Consider the following 17,268-nt stretch of genomic DNA (forward strand, 5'->3'; position numbering starts at 1 on the left):
CCCGCCGCCTCGACCACTGCTGCGCTCACTCCTGCGGCAGCTGGGTGAACAGGTACGCGGCACGGTCCCCGTCGAACCCGCGCTGGGCGGAGGCGTACCAGGTGCCGTCCCCGCCGCCGTCCGGCGTGCCGGTCACCTCGCACAGCCCGTGCTCGCCGCCATCACTCACCTCGCAGGTCACCGACAGGTCCGCGGGCAGCTCACCGTCGTTGCGGTAGCCCAGCAGGATCCCGCTGGTCGCCGCGCCTGCCAGCTCCTCGTCAGTGACCACGGAGACGTCCCCGCCCCCGAGGGTCTGCAGGCCCTGTGCAGCACCGGGTGCGACCGGGAGAGCGGCGCCGGGCTCGTCGGTCACCCCGAACAGCAGCGCGGTGTTGCCGAAGCCGGTGGGGACCAGACGGACCTGGGCCAACTGCTGGTCCCCCGAGCCGTCCATGGCGACGAAGGTGCAGCTCGCGGCGGCACCGTCGAGCACGGCCTCCCCCTCGCACTGCGCGTCGGCACCGGCGAGGAACTCGGTGACCGCGATGTCCTCGGCGCTCATCGTGGTGACGGCCGCCTCGCCGTGCAGAGTCATCATCGCGAGGTACGAGCCGTCGGCCTCCGCGGCGAATCGCTCGGTCGAGACGGTCCCGTCCCACTGTCCGGGGATCTCCGAGTCGGGCGCGGCGGCGCCCTCTGCGTCCTCCGCCGCAGGAGCTGCGGCGTCGTGGACGTCGGAGCGTTCCTGGTCGGGTGCCTCCTGCACGACGGTCTTACCGGCACCTCCCGCGGCGGCCGGGTCCTCGGCGGATGCCGGTCCCGTGGTGCAGCCGGCCAGGAGTGCGGCGAGGGCCCCGAGCGCGAGCAGTCCTGCTCGATAGCGCGTGATCGTGGTGGTGGTGTGCATGAGGCGTCCCTTCCCCCGAAGAACGGCGACGGCGGTGCCGTCGGGCCGTGGAGCACGGCCGCCGTCCGGCGACCTCATGATGGACTTTACGATCTCTTGACGCTTGCGCGCACCACTCTTTGCAGAATCTCCTCCTCTGCTCCTCGCGCCGTGCACGCGATCTCGGAGGTCGGCGTCGGTGGTGCCCGCTCTCCCCGGAGCCCGCTACCGTCGTCCCTATGACCGACACAGCGACGTGGCCGCAGCGGCTCGAGGACGTGGATCGCAGCGATATCTCCCTGCGGGACTGGGTGGCGGAGCGCATCCGTCGTCTCGAGGCCGACGGGCGCCGCAGCGCCGATACCCATCTCGTGAGCGTGGACCTGCCCGCGAGCTGGGACATCCAGCTCTACCTCAAGGACGAGTCGACCCACGCTGCGGGCAGCCTGAAGCATCGCCTGGCCCGTTCGCTGTTCCTGTTCGCGCTGGTCAACGGTCAGCTGCGGCCGGGCATGCCGGTGATCGAGGCCTCCTCCGGTTCGACGGCGGTGAGCGAGGCGCATGTGGCGCGGATGCTGGGCATCCCCTTCGTCGCGGTGATCCCGCGCGGCACCAGCACCCGCAAGATCGCCCTGATCGAAGCGGCCGGCGGGCACTGCCACGTGGTCGAGAGCGCGGAGCTGATGAGCCGGGAGGCGCAGCGGCTGGCCGAGGAGCAGGGCGGGCTGTTCATGGACCAGTTCACCCATGCGGAGCGGGCCACCGACTGGCGTGGGAACAACTCGATCGCCGTCAGCGCGCTCGCGCAGCTGGAGCTCGAACCGCATCCGGTGCCGCGCTGGATCGTGGTGGGCGCCGGCACCGGCGGGACCAGCGCGACCTTCGGCCGCCTGCTGAGGTATCGCAGCCTGCCCACCTCGCTGTGCGTCGCGGATGTGGAGAACTCTGCGTTCTTCGAAGGCTGGGTGCAGCAGGATCCGATGGTCACCACGGACCAGGGCTCCCGGATCGAGGGGATCGGCCGCCCGCAGGTCGAGCCGAGCTTCGTGCCCGGGGTGGTGGACCGGATGATCCGGGTGCCCGATGCGGCCTCCGTCGCCGCGGCCCGGTATCTCTCGGAGCACCTGGGCCGACGGGTCGGCGCCTCGACCGGCACCAACCTCGTCGCCGCCGCGCAGCTGATCGGACAGATGCGCGAGCGCGGCGAGGCCGGCTCGGTGCTCACCCTGCTGTGCGATCCCGGGGACCGCTACTCCGACACCTACTTCGACGACGACTGGGTCGCGGCGCAGGGCTGGGAGCTGGGGCCGTGGCGGGAGGCTCTCGCGCGGATGCTGCCGCTGGGAAGCCCCCAGGGGACCCGTCCATGAGCATCGTCCGCACTGCGGTGGGCATCGCCAGCGCCTGCTACGCCGCCAATGCTGCGCTGGGCGTGAGCGTGGCGTTGGGCGTGGTCGACACCTCGGGAGCGCGGTGGGTGCATCATGGGCTCTTCATCGCCACGGCCTCCACCACGGGCCTCGCCCTCGCCCTGGGCGTCGCCCACCGTGACCCGTCGGCGGTCGCCCTGGGGGTGGCCGTGCTCCCGCTCGTGCTGCTGCAGCGCCGGGGGTCGCGTCCGCTCTCCCGCCACGCACGGACCGCCGCCCTCGCAGCCCCCTGCTTCACCGCCGCCCTGCTTCTGACACGGAGATGATGATGGAATTCCTCGATGCCGTCTTCGGCCGCCGCACCACCAACGGTCCGTTCCGCCCCGACCCTGTCAGTCCCGAGCACCAGCAGCTGCTGATCCGCGCCGCCGCCGCAGCACCCTCCCAGTTCAACAGCCAGCCGTGGCGCTTCGTGCTGATCGAGGATCCGGGCACGATCGGCGAGATCGCCCGGGTCAGCGGCGAGAGCATGACGCAGGTGATGGGCGAGGGCACGTTCTTCCATCGCTACCGCAAGTACTTCCGCTTCTCCCAGCAGGAGATGGACGAGACACGCAGCGGCATGCTGTTCGACCGTCTCCCGGCGCTGCTGCGCCCCTTCACGAGCCAGGTGTTCACCAGCTCGGGGCAGAAGCTGATGAACCGGCTGCGGGTGCCGCGCAAGCTCGGTGAGGAGAACCGGAAGCTGGTGGCGGGGTCACCGCTGCTGGTCGGGGTGATGCTCGAGCGGGGGGAGTATCGCCCCGAGGCGCTGTCAGGCTTCTACTCGGTGTTCAGCATGGGCGCGGCGATGGAGAACCTCTGGTTGACCACCACCCAGCTCGGGATGGGCATCCAGTTCGTCTCCTTCCCGATGGAGGTGCCGGAGAACTGGCGACGGATCGTCGAGCTCCTGCGGGTCCCGGAGGAGCTCGAGCTGATGGCGGTCTACCGCCTCGGCTATCTGCCCGAGACGTCGCGTCGGCCAGCGATCGACTGGTCCAGCCGCGAGCGGAAGCTGCCCTCCCAGTTCGTCTTCCGGGAGACCTGCGAGAACCCCCAGACCGGGTGGGACGAGGACACCCGGCCGGACCGCTGAGCGGAACTCGTGCTGGATGCGGGGTGCTGGATGCGCCCTCCCCGCATTCCCCGAAAGGATCTCCATGACGGATCGGACCCACCGGGCCTGGGCCCAGCCGGAGGCCGCCGAAGGGCCATTGCCCATCCTGTGGTTCTGCGGGCCCCCGGGGGCCGGCAAGTCGGTGATCGCGTGGGAGGTGTTCGGCAACCATCACGGAGAACGGGTCGGCTACGTCGATATCGATCAGCTCACGATGCGTGCGCCGGAGTCCGGCGACGTGTTCGATCTGGCCGCTGCCAACCTTGCCCGTCTCGTGGACGTCCATCGCAGTCTCGGAACTCGAGCATTGATCGTCTCCGGCGTCATCACCCCGGATCAGCTGCCGGTCCTCGAAGCCGGTGTAGCTGGTCAGGCCGTCGTGACGTGGTGCCTGGTCACCGCCGACGACGGCACGCTGCGGCGCCGCGTCCGAGAGCGGGGCTGGTCTCCGCACCTCGTGGACATGGTCATCGCCGACGCTGACGCCTGGCGCAGCGTGGACGCGGTACCGCGCATCGATACCACAGCCACGACTCCCGGTGACGCCGCGAGAACGGCCGACGACCTCCTGCACCTGCGGCCCACCGCCGCACTCCAGCGCCCGCCACGCCTCGAGCCGCTCGATGGTGACGACCTCGTCGTCGTCTACGGACCGCGCGCAGTCGGAAAGTCCACGATCTCCTGGGGCCTTTTCATGGACTGCGCCGGCAGAGGTGAGCCGACCGGCTATCTCGATGCGGACCAGCTCGGATTCGTGCATGCCGACGCGGCGCTGCGCGACCAGCTGATCTGTCGTTCCGTCGCCTCTCTGGCGCAGACCTTCGCTGACGCCGGAGCGGTCCGCACCGTCGTCAACGGCAACCTGACCCCGGCCCTGGTCGCGACGCTTCAGGGATCTCGTGCACGGCTGGTGCTTCTGGATGCCCCGCGTGACGTGCTCATCGAGCGCATCGCAGCCCGCAACGGCGGTGACAGTGCGCGTCTCGCTGGTGACGATCTGGTGGGTGCCACCAGCCATACCCGCGCGGCGGTGCTCCAGCACGCTCTGCGGCAGCGCGACGCATACGCCGAGTCCGCCCCGCCCGCTCGAAGGATCGACGTCAGCAGCGCTGACCCCGTCGACCACGTGAGAAGCCTCGCCGACCTGCTGACACACCACTAGGGCGGTTCCGTCGGCCCCCGACCGGAGCATCGACCACGGCGAGCTCGGCAGACCGGCGCCGTCCCCTTCTCCGCGAGCGGCGATCCCTGCACGCTACGCTCGCCCGATGACGACGGCGCTGCCAGATCCTGCCCCGCCGCGAACCCTTCGGCGCGTGAGCACGGTGCTCGCGCTGCTCGCGCTGGGGCAGTTGATCCTCGCGCTCGCGATCCTCCTGCTCGCCGCGCCCGCTGCTGCAGCGCTCTCCGCCGTCGCACTCGTGTCCTCGCTGACCCCGGCCCTGGTCGCCGCCGCGACCCTGAGGCCGCGCGCACCCGGCGAAGTGACCACCGCAGATCTGCTGACGCTGCTGCGGCACCTGGCGGCCGGGGCGCTCGCGGCCGCGGCCGTGCTCGTGCTCGGCGGGGCGCTGACCGCACAGTCCTGGCCGCTCGCCGCCCTCATCGCGGCGGCGCTCCTCTCCGACGCGCTCGACGGCCCCGTCGCCCGGCGCACCGGCACCGCCGGCCCGGTCGGGGCCCGGCTCGACATGGAGGCCGACGCCTGCCTGGCCCTGGTCCTGTCCGTGCTCGCAGCCACCGTGGTGGGGCCCTGGGCGCTCGCGATCGGACTGATGCGCTATGCGTACGTCGCGGCATCCTTCATCCGGCCCTCGCTGCGCCGCCCGTTGGACTTCAGCCAGCTGCGGCGGGTGATCGGCGGACTCCAGGGCGTCGCCCTGCTCACCGCCATGGTGCCGGTGCTGCCGACGCAGGCCGCCACCGCGATCATCGCGGTGGCGCTCGGGCTGCTGCTCGTCTCCTTCGGACGGGACGTCATCGCACTCGAGCACGCCCAGAGGCGTGCGCAGCGGATGCCCTCACGGGACCACCTCAGGCGAAGGCGCTGACCCCCGTGATCGACCTGCCCACGATGAGCGACTGCATGGTGTCGGTGCCCTCATAGGTATGCAGGGCCTCGATGTCGCTGCGGTGGCGCACCACGCGATTCTCGAGCAGGATCCCGGAGCCGCCCAGCAGGTCGCGGGCGTCGGAGGCGATCTCGCGGGCGGCGCGGGTGTTGTGCACCTTCGCGAGCGAGGCCTGCTCGGGGCGGATCGTGCCGGCGGCCTCGAGCTCTGCGAGCCGCACGCAGTGCAGCTGCATCGAGGTGAGCGTCTGCAGCATCGAGGCGAGGCGCACCTGGACGTGCTGGGCCTTCGCGAGCGGCCGACCGAACTGGATGCGCTTCTGGGCATGCTCGAGCGCGGACTCGTAGCAGGCCAGTGCATGACCGAGCGCGCCCCAGGCGACCCCCGCGCGGGTGGCGAAGAGGACCTTCGAGGTGTCCTTGAAGGAGCGAGCGCCGGGAAGGCGCTGATCCAGCGGGATCCGCACGTCGGTCATGGTGATGTGGGCCTGGTGGATGGCGCGCAGGGCGACCTTGCCGCGGATCACCTCGGCCTCGTAACCGGGCAGCGACTGGCCCACGAGGAACCCGCTGACCTGGCCGTTCAGGGCCTCATCGGAGGGATCATCCACTCTCGCCCACACCACGGTCAGGTGGCAGCCGGCGCCGTTGCCGATCCAGCGCTTCTGGCCGGAGAGCACCCAGTGCTCGCCGTCGCGGCGGGCGACGGTCTCGAGCGAGACGGAGTCCGAGCCGTGATCGGGCTCGGTGAGGGCGAAGGCGGCGTACTCGGTGCCGCGCGCGAGCGGTTCGGCCCAGCGCCGCTTCTGCTCCTCGGAGCCCAGCAGCATGATCGAGCGCAGCGCGAGGCCGCCCTGGACACCGACCATGGTGCCGACGCTCCCGTCGATCCGGGAGAGCTCCATGTTCACCAGGCCAGTCGCGAGCGGGGAGAGGGTGCGGTGACCGGGCACGTCGAGGCCGTCGGTGAGCAGATCGAGCTCGCCGAGCCGGCCGATCAGCTCGATCGGGTACTCGCCGCGGTCCCACCAGTCGTTGATCTGCGGCAGCACCTCGGCGGCGAGCGAGCGGGCGTCGGCCCAGGCCTTGAGGTCCTCGCCGGCGATGTCCTGGAAGAGGGCGTAGTGATCCGCGGCGGCGGGCATCAGCTCGGCGGGGGTCGCGGCGGCGGCGTCGGGCGGGGAGACGACGGCGCGGCCCGTGACCACCGAGTCCCGGCGGTCGTCCTCGGGGGGTCCGGGGTTGCCGCCGAGGGAGATGTGGCCCGGGGTCGGGCTGCCCCACCCGGAGGGCTGGGTGCTGGGCTGGGTATGGGAGTCGTGGCTGGTCATCAGATCATCCTCTCGATGATGAGGGCCATGCCCTGGCCGCCGCCCACGCACAGGGTCGCCAGGCCGTAGCGGCCCTCGCGCTCCTGCAGGCCGTGGAGCAGGGTGGTGGTCATGCGGGCGCCGGTGGAACCCCAGGGGTGGCCGAGCGCGATCGCTCCGCCGTGGACGTTGAGCCTGTTGTGGTCGATGCCGAGGTCCTCCGCGGCGGGCAGCACCTGCGCGGCGAAGGCCTCGTTGAACTCGACCAGGTCGATGTCCTCGATGGTCAGGTCGGCGAGCGCGAGCGCCTTGCGGGTCGCCTCGACCGGACCGAGGCCCATGATCTCGGGGCTGAGGCCGGAGACACCGGTGGCGACCACGCGGGCGAGCGGGGTGATGCCCAGCTCCTTCGCGTACTCCGCCTCCATGACGATCAGCGCCGCGGCGCCGTCGTTCAACGGGCAGCAGTTGCCGGCGGTGACGGTCCCTTCGGGGCGGAAGACGGGGTCCAGCCCGCCGACGGCCTCGAGCGTGACACCGGCGCGCGGGGAGTCGTCCGCGCTGACCACGGTGCCGTCGGGCAGGGTGACCGGCGTGATGTCGCGGGCGTAGAAGCCGGAGGCGATCGCGGCCTCGGCGCGGTTCTGGGAGCGCACGGCGTACTCGTCCTGGGCCGCACGGGAGATGCCCCGCAGCTCGGCGACGTTCTCGGCGGTCTGGCCCATGGCGATATAGGCGTCGGGCAGCTCGCCGTCCTCGCGCGGATCGTGCCAGGGGGCGGGGATCTCCCGGGTGGCGCGCTGCGCGGTGCGCTCCCAGGCCTCGCGGAAGAGGGGGTCGCGGGCGTCCTCCTCCATGAGCTTGCCGGAGCTCGCGGAGATCGATTCGACACCGGCGGAGATCACGGCGCGGGCCTCGCCGGAGGCGATCGCGTGGAAGGCGGCACGGGTGGTCTGGATCGAGGAGGCGCAGAAGCGGGTCACGGTCGCGCCGGGCACGGTGTCCAGGCCGAGCCGGACGGCGACGGTGCGGGCGAGATTCCCGCCCTGCTGCCCCTCGGGGATCGCGCAGCCGAGCTGCAGGTCGTCGATCGTGGTGGGGTCGAGCTGCGGGACCTGGTCGAGGGCGGCCCGGATCATCTGGCCGACGAGGTCGTCGGGGCGGATGTCCTTCAGCGACCCTTTGCGGGCGCGGCCGATGGGTGAGCGGGCGGTGGCGACGATGACGGCCTCGGGCACGAGGGTTCTCCTTCGACGGCGGTGTCTGGGGCGGTTGCCGGCCGGGCTCGGCGATATGCACGATGCCCGACGTTCCTGATACTACGGGTTGCAGATACCTCCGGGGAAGTCGAGCACCCCTAGGAGCCGCCCGGTCAGAGGACCGTCGTGAGCACCAGCAGCTCTCCGTCCTTCGGACGGGCCGTGCGGCGGCTCCTCGTCTCGAACCCGAGCCTGTCCAGGACTCGGAGGGATGCCGTGTTCCAGGCCCAGACGGTGGCGTGCACCCGCTCGACGGCCGCTTCTCGCGCCCAACGGATCACGGCCCGCCCGGCCTCGGTCGCATAGCCGTGGCCCTGGGCCGCGCGCAGCAGCTCGAACGCGATCTCCGGGCCGGGAGGATCGCCCTCCAGCGCCGCGGAGCCCGGGCCGTCGTGGACCAGCCCGCAGTACCCGAGGACCGCGCCGTCCGTGATGCGCTCGAGCGCCAGCAGACCGAGCCCCGGTCCCGACTCCGCGGTGCTGCGGCGGATCCAGTCCTCGAGATCACCGATGCTCGGGCGGCCCTCGGCATCGATCCGGCGGTGGACGGGCACCCGCGGATCCCGGTCGATCCAGAGCCGACGGTGGATCGCGGCCTCCTCGACCTTCCACGGCCGGAGGTGGAGGCGCTCGGTCACGAGGACCGGTCCGGGGTCGTCGGCGGCGGAGTCCATCTGCTCAGTCAAGGCGACGTTCAGCCCCTGCGCAAGACGCTCTTCCCCGAGGAGGGGTCACCCCTCCGCGGCGCCACCCGGCCGCATCGCCGCGGCGGCCTCGGCCTCCGTCGTCATCCGGGCCACGTGCAGGGCGAGGTAGGCGATCTCGTCGAAGGAGAGGGCATCGCCCATCCGCAGCCGGACGATCACGGCGAGCTGCTCGGCCGTGCGTGCCGCCTCGGGATAGGCCTCGCAGATGGTGCGGCTGATCAGGGACTGCTCGCCGTCGAGCTGACGGTGCTGCTGGATGCGCACGAACATATAGCGCACATGGGTGATGAAGCGGGCGGCGGCCATCGAGTGGCGGTCGACGAGGATCCCGAACCGCTCCCCCACGATCGCCAGCATCTGCTGGATGACACCGGTCATGGTGTACGTGAAGGACAGGTCGCCGGTCGCGAACCCGGCATTGACCAGGTGCAGCGCGAGAGCTGTCGCCTCATGCTCGGGCAGCTTCGGATCCACCTGTCGGTTGACCTCGACGAGCAGCCGGCGGGCCCTGTCGTACTCCTCGGCGTAGAGGGTCCGGACCTCGGCCTGCAGCGGGTACTCGATCTCGATCCCCTGGCGCAGCCGCTCGAGCGCTCCGGAGATGTGATCGGCCACGGCGATGGCGAGGGTGGGCCGATGGGATTCGCGATCCTCGATGCCCGTCTCGCGCAGCGCGATGACGACGGCCCGCAGCACCTCCTGGTCGATCATCGCGAAGGATTCGGCGAGATGGTCGGGATCCCGCCCATCGGCCGGGACGAAGACCTGCACGATCTTCTCGGGATCGACCTCCTGACCGGGCTGTGCGCGGAAGCCGATGCCGCGCCCGGTGAGGATGACGCCCTGACCGCCCTCGTCGCGGGAGAGCACGACGTTGTTGTTGAGGACCCTGAGCACCTTCATCGGCACAGCACCTCTCCTCTCGGCCCTCGTCGTCGAGGGCGCTCGCACCAGCTGCCGGCCGGCGGCCTGTCGGCCCTGCGGTGCGCGCACCCTCTGCATGGGAGGGTACGCGCACCGGACCAGCGGGTCAGCGGCGTGCGATGACCACCGAGTCCCCGGCCACGACATCGGCCGCAGGTGCAGGCTCTACCGCGGCGAAGGTCGAGGTGTTCGGGACGGTCAGGAGCGTGATCGGGTCGTATCCCGCGGCATGGATCGCCTCGAGGTCGACCACGGCCAGCAGCTCGCCGGCACGGACCTTCTGACCCTGCTCGACGCGGACGTCGAAGCCTTCGCCGTCCATCTTCACGGTGTCGATGCCCACGTGGACCAGCACCTCCGCACCCCCGTCGGCCAGCAGGCCGAAGGCGTGACCGGTGGTGGCGACGGTGGCCAGCAGACCATCCGCCGGGGCGAGGATGTTCCCGTCGGCCGGGATGATGCCCACGCCCTCACCGAGGGCCTTCGAGGCGAACACCGGATCGGAGACCTCGCCGATCGGGACCAGGCGACCAGCGACCGGGGCGGTGAGGACCACGTCGCCGGCACCCGGGGCGGCCAGGGCGGCCGGGGCCGTCCCAGCAGCACCCGTCTCGACAGCACCCGTGGCGGCACCACCGGCGACGGCAGCACCCGCCGCCGCCGGAGCGCCGACGGTCGCGAGCTCGCGCTCCTGGACGGGAGCAGCGGCCTCCGCCGTGGCAGGCGCACCCGACGTCGCGGCGGCTGCCTCGGCGGCGTCGCGCCGGGCATTCGCCTCGGCGCGCTGCTCGGCGGTCCGGTAGTCCGAGAAGAAGACCAGGACCATGGCGACCACGAAGGCGACGACGATCGCGATGAGATAGGTGAGCATCGGGTCGAAGACGGGGATGGTAAGCAGCGAGGTGAAGGCGAAGACGGAGGTGTTCACGCCGCCCAGCAGGCCCACGATCAGACCGCCGGCGAGGCAGCCCACCAGCATGCGCGGGTAGATGCGCTTGAAGCGCAGGTGGATCCCGTACAGGGACGGTTCGGAGATGCCGCCGAACAGCCCCGCGGCGAGCGCGCCGGTCGCGGTCTGACGCATCTCCGCCTCGCGATGACGGATCGACAGCAGCAGCACGCCGGCGGTGGCGCCGAAGCAGGCGAAGTTCCAGGCGCCCATGGGGCCCTGGATGAAGTCGTAGCCGAGGGAGTTGATGTTCTGCAGCATGAGCGCGTTCAACGGCCAGTGCAGACCCAGCGGCACCAGGAACGGGTACAGCAGCGGGATGAAGATCGCGAAGACGAGCGGTGCATTGCCGTTCAGCCAGGCCAGACCTGCGCCGAGGCCGTTGCCGGCCCAGATGCCGAGGGGGCCGATCAGGAAGGCGGTCACCGGGATCATCACCAGCATCGCGAGGAAGGGGACGAACACCAGCTGCACATTGGGCGGGAAGACCTTCTGCAGGCCCTTGTAGACCAGCGCCAGCAGCGCCACCATCAGCAGCGGCACGAACACCTGGCCGCCGTAGTCGTTCAGCTGCATCGGCAGGCCGAACACCTGGGCGATGCACTGCTCGGTGCCGAGCAGCTCGTTGGTGGTGCAGGTGACGCCGGGGGCGGTGCCGTCGAGCAGGCCCATGTAATCCGGAGTCATCACCGCTGCCATCACGGCCGCGCCGACCCAGCCGTCGATCTGCAGCTTCTTCGCGGCGTTGAAGGCCACCATGATCGGCAGGAAGTACAGCACCGAGCGCCACATCGCGTCGACGAACACCCAGGTCGCGGTCTTGTTCTCCGCACGGAAGTCGATCATGCCGAGGGCGTCGAGCACCGAGGCGATCGCGATGATCAGCGAGGCGCCCAGCAGCACGCCCATCAGCGGGCGGAAGGAGTCCGAGAGGTACTCGAAGAAGCTGTCCAGCCAGGACCACTTCCCCTTCGCCTTGGCACGGATCCCGGCTTTGACCTCGGCGTCGGACTGCGGGCGAGGCGTGCCGCCGTCGACCATCGCGGGGAGGTTCATGATCTGGGAGTGGACCCCGGCGACCGCGCCGCCGATGACGACCTGGAACCGATCGCCGGACTGCGGCACGGTGCCCATCACGCCGGAGAGCGCGTCGAGACCCTCCTGGTCCACCTTCTCGCCGTCATGGAGCTGGAAGCGCAGGCGGGTGGCGCAGTGGGTGAGGCTCTCGATGTTCTCGGGACCGCCGACGCCGCGGACGATGTCCTCGGCGATCGACGTGCTCCCTGGTGAGGAGGTGCTCATGATGCGACGTCGCATCCTTCCTGGGTCGGTCTTCCTGGGGTCGAAGGACCTGCGGCAGCAGGTTCCGGGCAACAAAAAAGACCCGGGTCCCGGCAGATGCGTCGGAGCGCATGAGCAGGTTCCAGGTCTTGCTCCCTCGTCGAGGACGGGGGATGACAATCCGGTGAACACGGTGGTTCGGAGAGGAACCATAGCAGGCTCCTGCGCCGGTGTACACGGGACGGGAGTGATCACTCCGATCAGCTGCAGGCGGCCCGCCCTCCCGAGGGAGGACGGGCCGCTTGATTCAGCGGGGGCGGGATCCGGCGCCGCGGCGACCGCGCCGGATCAGCTGGTCAGCCGTCCGCTCGACCGGCGTGGTCGGGCGTGCCCGCGTGACCCCGCTTGCCGGGTGTGCCCGCGTGGTCCGGCTTCCCCGGCGTCCCCGCGTGGTCCGGCTTCCCGGGCGTGCCCGCATGATCCGGCTTACCCGGCTTACCCGGCTTACCCGGCTTCTCCGGCTCCGTCGGCGTGCAGTCCGCCCCGTCCTCGGTGAGCGTCAGCTCCCGCACCTCGGTGCGGGCCACACCGCCGTGGGGATCGGTGACCTGCGCGTACCAGGAGTGGGTGCCGGCCCCGAGCACGGTGGCGTCGGCCGCGACCGTCGTCCCGGACTCCGCACTCTCGACCAGGGCGAACTCCTCATCATCGAGCACATCGGCGCTCAACTCCGTGGTGGTCAGCTCCTTCTCCTGCGGAGTGATGCCGAGCTGCTCATAGGAGACCTCGAAGTCCTGATCCTCGGGGGTGAGGGTCGGATCGTCGCTCGAGTACTGCTCGAGGGACGGCGAGTAGGTGCGCACCAGCATCCGCTGGCCCTCGTTGTCGAAGTGGAGCAGGCGAAGGAAGCCCTGGCCGCCCTCCGGCAGTCCCTGATAGTCGAAGAGCATCTGGGTGACGTCGCGATCCGGGGTGCCGTCGCCGTCGTCATCGAAGGAATCCACGCGCGTGTGCGCGTCGTGATAGTGCCCGCTCATCACCATGGACACGTTCGGGTTGGTGGCCACCACCTCATCCTGGATCTGCTGCGGGATCGGCCCGAGTCCGCCGGTGGTGAGCATGTACTCGTGCACGTTGAGGATCGCGGTGCGCTCGGGGTACTGCGCGAGCACCTCGTTCATCCATGCGATCTCCTCCTCCCCCGGGCCCCAGCCCTGCGAGACCACGATGAAGTCGACGCCGCCGCTGCTGAACAGCGTGTAGCTGCCGCGGTTGTTCTCGTAGGAGCCGCCGTACCAGGGCTTGTCCTGGTAGCGGGCCTCACCGAAGTACTTCCCGTACTGCGAGTAGTCGCCTGCCATGCTGCCCACGTCGTGGTTTCCGGCGAGCACGTTGTACGGCAGCTCGGCGTCATCGAGCATCTGGTAGGCCGGGTCGGCGTTGGCCCACTGCGCCGGCTGGTCGAAGTTGTCGACGATGTCGCCGGTGTGGAACAGGTACTGGAGGTTCAGGCTCTCCCGCTCCTCCAGCAGGAAGCGGTGGATGTTCAGCTGGTGCTCGTAGAACTCCTCGTTGTAGTACTGCGTGTCCGACTCCCAGGCGAGCGTGAAGTCGTAGTCGGAGCGGTCGGTCGCCTCCGGATGGTGCGGCTCGACGGCGGTGCCCCGTGAGGAGAGGTCCGCTCCGGCCCAGCCCACGGAATGCTGGATCACGGCCCGGACCTGCCCGTCGACGACGTGCCCGGCGGCCGGCACCACCTCGTCGAAGGCGACGGTGCCGTCCTCGGCGGCGAACGCATGCGTGACCTCCACCAGCTCTCCGGTGGCGGCATCCTCGATCAGCAGACGCACCCGGGCTCCCGGGTCGGCGCCCCCCTCCCAGGTCAGGCGCACCTCGGCGCCGTCCTCGGAGGCTTCCGGCACGTCGACCGCGAACTCGTGGAACGGCAGCGCGTCCTCGGAGCCGGTGGCCTGTCCGGGCACGAGCTCCTGGCCGGAGCGTTCTGCGGTGTCCGCATCGCGCACCTCGCCGGAGGTGCCCTGCACCGTGCCCTCACTCAGCGACGCGCTGGTCCCGGAGCGGAAGGAGACGTCCATCAGGTCTCCGGAGGGATCGGTGATCTCGACCTCGACCTGCGGGTCCGCGCAGACGGGGGCCGTGGCGCCGTCCGCGGTGAGCGCTGTGGCGGTGGGGTTCTCCTCCGGGGTGGTGAAGGTGAGGGTCTTCGTGGCCTCGTTGCCGAGCACGTCGACCGCAGTGATCTCCAGGACGTGCTCGCCGGGCTCGAGGGTCAGGGAGGAGACGTCCTGCGGGAGGCCGGCGTCCTCCCCGTCGAGGGTGGCGGTCACCGAGGCGACCCCGCTGCCGGCGTCCTCGGCGGAGGCATCGAGGGAGAACTCGCCCTGGTAGGTGGCGCCGTCCTCGAGGGGGCTGGTGATCACCGGCGCGGTGTTGTCCACGACCACGGTGCGCTCGACCGTGTTCCCGGCACCATCGGTGCCGGTCAGCACGTGCTCGCCGTCCTCGACGGCGGTGGTGTCCCAGGTGACGGCGCGGGCGGTGAAGGCATCCTCGGGCAGCGTGAAGACCGCGTCGAGCAGGTCGTGCTTGCCGGCGGAGTCGCCCATGGCGATGATCTCTGCCGGATCCGCGTGATCGGCCGGGCGCAGGGTGCGGCCGTCGGGCAGGATCAGGCGCAGGTTGCGGATGGTGAAGTCGTCGTTGTTCTCGTTCTCGTCGATGCCGGGATAGGCCTTGGTGCCCGCGGCGACGGTCACCACCAGCTGTTCACCCTGGACCACGTGCTGCAGCGGCACCTCGGTGTCCACGGTGACCCAGTTCCCGTAGAAGCCCTCGTCGAAGATCTCGATGACCTCGTCGCCCACCAGGATCCCGTTGCGGAAGAAGACGTCGGTCTGACTGGCCTCCATCGCGAACACGGGAGCGGATTCGAGCGCGGGCGCGGCGTCAGCGCGGGCCTGGCCATCGATGCTCAGGACCGCATCGGCGGGGTGCTCGTCCCCGGCGACGGAGACAGCGGTGGCGCCCGAGACGAACTGGCCCTCGGCCAGGTTCATCCGCAGCGGTGCCGCATCCACGCCGGTCAGGCTCACGCGGGCGGTCTCGGTGCGGGTCTCGTGAGTGCCGTCGGAGGCGACCAGGTAGTACTCGTACCAGCGCTTGCCGGTGAGGTCCGCGGCGGGGATCGAGTGGTCGAAGCGGTCGCCGTCGGTGCGGCGCACGGTGTGGGCGGTGAAGTCCGCGCCCGCGCTCGAGCGCAGGTGGAGAGTGACGGTGCGGGCCTGCACGTCATCGGTGACCTGGTGGCTGATGACGGCATCGGCCGACGGGTCGAGCTCGGTCGCGGTTAGGTCCGTGACCTGGGGTGCCTGGCCGTCGGCCGGCACCTCGACCAGCTCGGCGGGCACCTGGGCGGGGTCGACCGCACCGGGCGTGGCGGCGGTGGTGCCGGTCAGGGTGCCGCGGGAGAAGTCGGGCACTTCGCCGTCGGCCGCTCCTCCGGTGCGATACTGGATGCCCTGATCGGCGACGGTGTCGTCCGCGCCGGAGAGGTTGTAGAAGGTGCGGTGGACGCTGTCTCCGGCGCGGGTGATCAGCTCCAGCCCGCGGCCGCTGCCGTTGGCCATGCCGCCGGTGAAGGTCTCCACGAGGTGCAGCGCGGCAGGGTCCACGCCGTAGTGCGTCGCGAAGTCCTCGCTGGTCAGCGCGTCGTTGGCGCCGTTCTTCACCCAGATGACGATGGTGCCGCCGGGGGCGATCGTGGCATCGGTCGGGACGAGCGGCCAGTCGGCGGTGCTGGAGATGGCTGCGCCGTCATTGGTGTACAGGTAGCGCAGCTCGTAGTCGGCCAGCGAGATCGGTGCCGTGGTCGCGTTGTAGAGCTCGATGAACTCGTAGCCGTCGGACCCGCCGACATTGGTGCTGTCGGGGGTGACCTCGGTGATCTGGAGGTGGCCCACGAGCGAGTCCGCGGGCGGTGCCGACGGTGCCTCGGCGGGCTGCTCGGGCGTCTCCGGCTCCTCGGGCTCCTCCAGGGTCGGGGCGGTGAGCTGTGCAGGGTCGATCGTGCCCGGGGTGGGGGCGGCGGGACCGGCGAGCCGGGCGGCGGAGAGCTCGCCCTCGGTCGCGGGGAGCTGGAAGTGGGCGCTCTGCCCTGCGGCGACGGACCCGGAGGGGTAGAAGCTGCGGGAGATCTCGGTGCCGGCGGGGTCGAGCGCGCGCACGCCCCGGTTTCCGCCGTTGGCCATCCCGGCCTGCCCGGTCGCCCGGACCACCTGGGTCCCCTCGGCCGCGCCCCAGTGCGCCCGGAAGTCCTCGACGGTGTGGGCGAAGGAGTCGATGCTGCTCGCTTCGTAGCTGAGCCAGACCACGAGGGAGGCTCCGGCGGCGAGCTCGACGGGCTGCTCGAGGGTCAGCGGCACGTCCCGAGCGGTGTCGGAGTCATCGGCGTAGAGGTAGGAGAGGCCGTGGCCATCGGCCCCGCCGACCGTCACCACGGCGCTGGAGATGTTCGTGATCTCGAAGAACTCGAACTCGTCATGGCCCACGATGTCGGGGGCGATCTCGGTGATCAGCAGCGGCGACGCCGCGGCGGTGGAGCCCGGGGCCGCGGGGGCCGGCGCGCCGAGGAGCGGGGCGGCGTGGGCCGCGGGCGTGCCCAGACCGTGGAGGGCTCCGGCTCCGTCGAGCGGCAGGAGCGTCGGGCCGACGGCGAAGGCGGCACCCGCCAGCAGTGCGACGGCGGCGCGACGGGCGTGTGCACCTCCTGTGCTGGCGGGCAGGACGCGGGGGCGCGCCGTGAGGGCAGAGGGCATGAGGAGTCCGTTCCGGGGTGGGGAGCGCGGGGCACGTGCTCCCCGCGGAGGTGGGAGCGCTCCCAGTAGTAGTGGTCCCGGAAGAAGACCCGGTGACGAGAAGATGTATCGCCCGACTCGGTTCGATAACGGTGTGACCGCTCCTCCGGTGGCGCCGCCGCTCTGCTCCAGGGCGACTCCGGTCGGGCGCGACGTCAGCGGGAGGTCCACCTGCGGGATGATGCGCTCGCCCTCCCCGGTGGACGCGGCGGCAGTGCGCCGCGACGGTCAAGTCCCCGGAAGTGGTGTAGCGATCCTTCGGCGATAGGGATCAGGCTGTCAGCGCGGGAAGTGCATCGGTGCTCACCTCGTTCACGGGATTGGTGGTGAGGGTGAGGCGGCAGCGGGCGAGGACGTCGAGGCCGAGGTAGCGGCGTCCTTCGGCCCATTCATCGGTCTGCTCGGCCAGCACCGCTCCCACGAGGCGGACGATCGCCTCGCGGGAGGGGAAGATGCCCACCGAGTCGGTGCGGCGGCGGATCTCGCGGTTCAGACG

General features: G+C 70.9%; 13 protein-coding genes. 5 read left to right on the plus strand and 8 right to left on the minus strand.

Annotated elements, in window-relative coordinates:
• Positions 1–25 precede the first annotated feature (25 nt).
• Positions 26–889 (minus strand): hypothetical protein, encoded by an 864-nt coding sequence (locus Q0937_RS10070; protein WP_299303171.1) that lies wholly within the window; start codon positions 887–889, stop codon positions 26–28.
• 218 nt (positions 890–1,107) lie between these two features.
• Here Q0937_RS10070 and Q0937_RS10075 point away from each other — a divergent pair, with 218 nt between their 5' ends.
• The 5 genes from Q0937_RS10075 (at position 1,108) to Q0937_RS10095 (ending at position 5,448) form a co-directional block, all read left to right on the plus strand.
• The gene (locus Q0937_RS10075) at positions 1,108–2,238 is read left to right on the plus strand and encodes a PLP-dependent cysteine synthase family protein (protein ID WP_299303173.1); all 1,131 of its coding nucleotides are present in this window, start codon (positions 1,108–1,110) and stop codon (positions 2,236–2,238) included.
• The gene (locus Q0937_RS10080) at positions 2,235–2,564 is read left to right on the plus strand and encodes a hypothetical protein (RefSeq protein ID WP_299303175.1); all 330 of its coding nucleotides are present in this window, start codon (positions 2,235–2,237) and stop codon (positions 2,562–2,564) included. Before Q0937_RS10075 ends, Q0937_RS10080 begins: the two co-directional genes overlap by 4 nt.
• A 2-nt stretch (positions 2,565–2,566) precedes the next feature.
• Complete coding sequence (locus tag Q0937_RS10085; protein ID WP_299303177.1) at positions 2,567–3,376, plus strand: nitroreductase family protein; 810 nt, start codon at positions 2,567–2,569, stop codon at positions 3,374–3,376.
• A gap of 64 nt (positions 3,377–3,440) precedes the next feature.
• Positions 3,441–4,559 (plus strand): AAA family ATPase, encoded by a 1,119-nt coding sequence (locus tag Q0937_RS10090; protein WP_299303179.1) that lies wholly within the window; start codon positions 3,441–3,443, stop codon positions 4,557–4,559.
• A 154-nt stretch (positions 4,560–4,713) separates the two neighbouring features.
• On the plus strand, positions 4,714–5,448 hold the full coding sequence (locus tag Q0937_RS10095; RefSeq protein ID WP_299303181.1) for a CDP-alcohol phosphatidyltransferase family protein: 735 nt from the start codon (positions 4,714–4,716) through the stop codon (positions 5,446–5,448).
• Here the strand turns inward: Q0937_RS10095 and Q0937_RS10100 are convergent.
• The 7 genes from Q0937_RS10100 to Q0937_RS10130 form a co-directional block, all read right to left on the minus strand.
• Positions 5,432–6,799, minus strand: coding sequence for an acyl-CoA dehydrogenase family protein (locus Q0937_RS10100; RefSeq protein WP_299303183.1), 1,368 nt, complete (start codon positions 6,797–6,799; stop codon positions 5,432–5,434). The genes Q0937_RS10095 and Q0937_RS10100 overlap by 17 nt on opposite strands.
• On the minus strand, positions 6,799–8,016 hold the full coding sequence (locus Q0937_RS10105; protein WP_299303185.1) for an acetyl-CoA C-acetyltransferase: 1,218 nt from the start codon (positions 8,014–8,016) through the stop codon (positions 6,799–6,801). Before Q0937_RS10105 ends, Q0937_RS10100 begins: the two co-directional genes overlap by 1 nt.
• A 134-nt stretch (positions 8,017–8,150) precedes the next feature.
• Positions 8,151–8,711 (minus strand): GNAT family N-acetyltransferase, encoded by a 561-nt coding sequence (locus Q0937_RS10110; protein WP_299303187.1) that lies wholly within the window; start codon positions 8,709–8,711, stop codon positions 8,151–8,153.
• Positions 8,712–8,768: 57 nt separating this feature from the next.
• Entirely contained in the window at positions 8,769–9,647 is an 879-nt protein-coding gene (locus Q0937_RS10115) for a PRD domain-containing protein (protein WP_299303189.1), read from the minus strand.
• Between the two features lie 127 nt (positions 9,648–9,774).
• Positions 9,775–11,919, minus strand: a complete 2,145-nt coding sequence (locus Q0937_RS10120) for a glucose PTS transporter subunit IIA (protein WP_299303190.1) — start codon at positions 11,917–11,919, stop codon at positions 9,775–9,777.
• Positions 11,920–12,254: 335 nt separating this feature from the next.
• Positions 12,255–16,733 (minus strand): lamin tail domain-containing protein, encoded by a 4,479-nt coding sequence (locus Q0937_RS10125; protein WP_299303192.1) that lies wholly within the window; start codon positions 16,731–16,733, stop codon positions 12,255–12,257.
• 310 nt (positions 16,734–17,043) lie between these two features.
• The coding region (locus Q0937_RS10130) for a transposase (protein WP_299303194.1) at positions 17,044–17,268 on the minus strand (225 nt) is incomplete at its 5' end.

The organism is uncultured Brachybacterium sp. (genome assembly GCF_947500705.1).
Classification (GTDB): Bacteria; Actinomycetota; Actinomycetes; order Actinomycetales; family Dermabacteraceae; genus Brachybacterium.

Bases quoted from the DNA above. Each gene is read 5' to 3' on its own strand.
- Q0937_RS10070 (WP_299303171.1), bottom strand. From the start codon at position 889: ATGCACACCACCACCACGATCACGCGCTATCGAGCAGGACTGCTCGCG.
- Q0937_RS10075 (WP_299303173.1), top strand. From the start codon at position 1,108: ATGACCGACACAGCGACGTGGCCGCAGCGGCTCGAGGACGTGGATCGC.
- Q0937_RS10080 (WP_299303175.1), top strand. From the start codon at position 2,235: ATGAGCATCGTCCGCACTGCGGTGGGCATCGCCAGCGCCTGCTACGCC.
- Q0937_RS10085 (WP_299303177.1), top strand. From the start codon at position 2,567: ATGGAATTCCTCGATGCCGTCTTCGGCCGCCGCACCACCAACGGTCCG.
- Q0937_RS10090 (WP_299303179.1), top strand. From the start codon at position 3,441: ATGACGGATCGGACCCACCGGGCCTGGGCCCAGCCGGAGGCCGCCGAA.
- Q0937_RS10100 (WP_299303183.1), bottom strand. From the start codon at position 6,799: ATGACCAGCCACGACTCCCATACCCAGCCCAGCACCCAGCCCTCCGGG.
- Q0937_RS10110 (WP_299303187.1), bottom strand. From the start codon at position 8,711: ATGGACTCCGCCGCCGACGACCCCGGACCGGTCCTCGTGACCGAGCGC.
- Q0937_RS10115 (WP_299303189.1), bottom strand. From the start codon at position 9,647: ATGAAGGTGCTCAGGGTCCTCAACAACAACGTCGTGCTCTCCCGCGAC.
- Q0937_RS10120 (WP_299303190.1), bottom strand. From the start codon at position 11,919: ATGAGCACCTCCTCACCAGGGAGCACGTCGATCGCCGAGGACATCGTC.
- Q0937_RS10125 (WP_299303192.1), bottom strand. From the start codon at position 16,733: ATGCCCTCTGCCCTCACGGCGCGCCCCCGCGTCCTGCCCGCCAGCACA.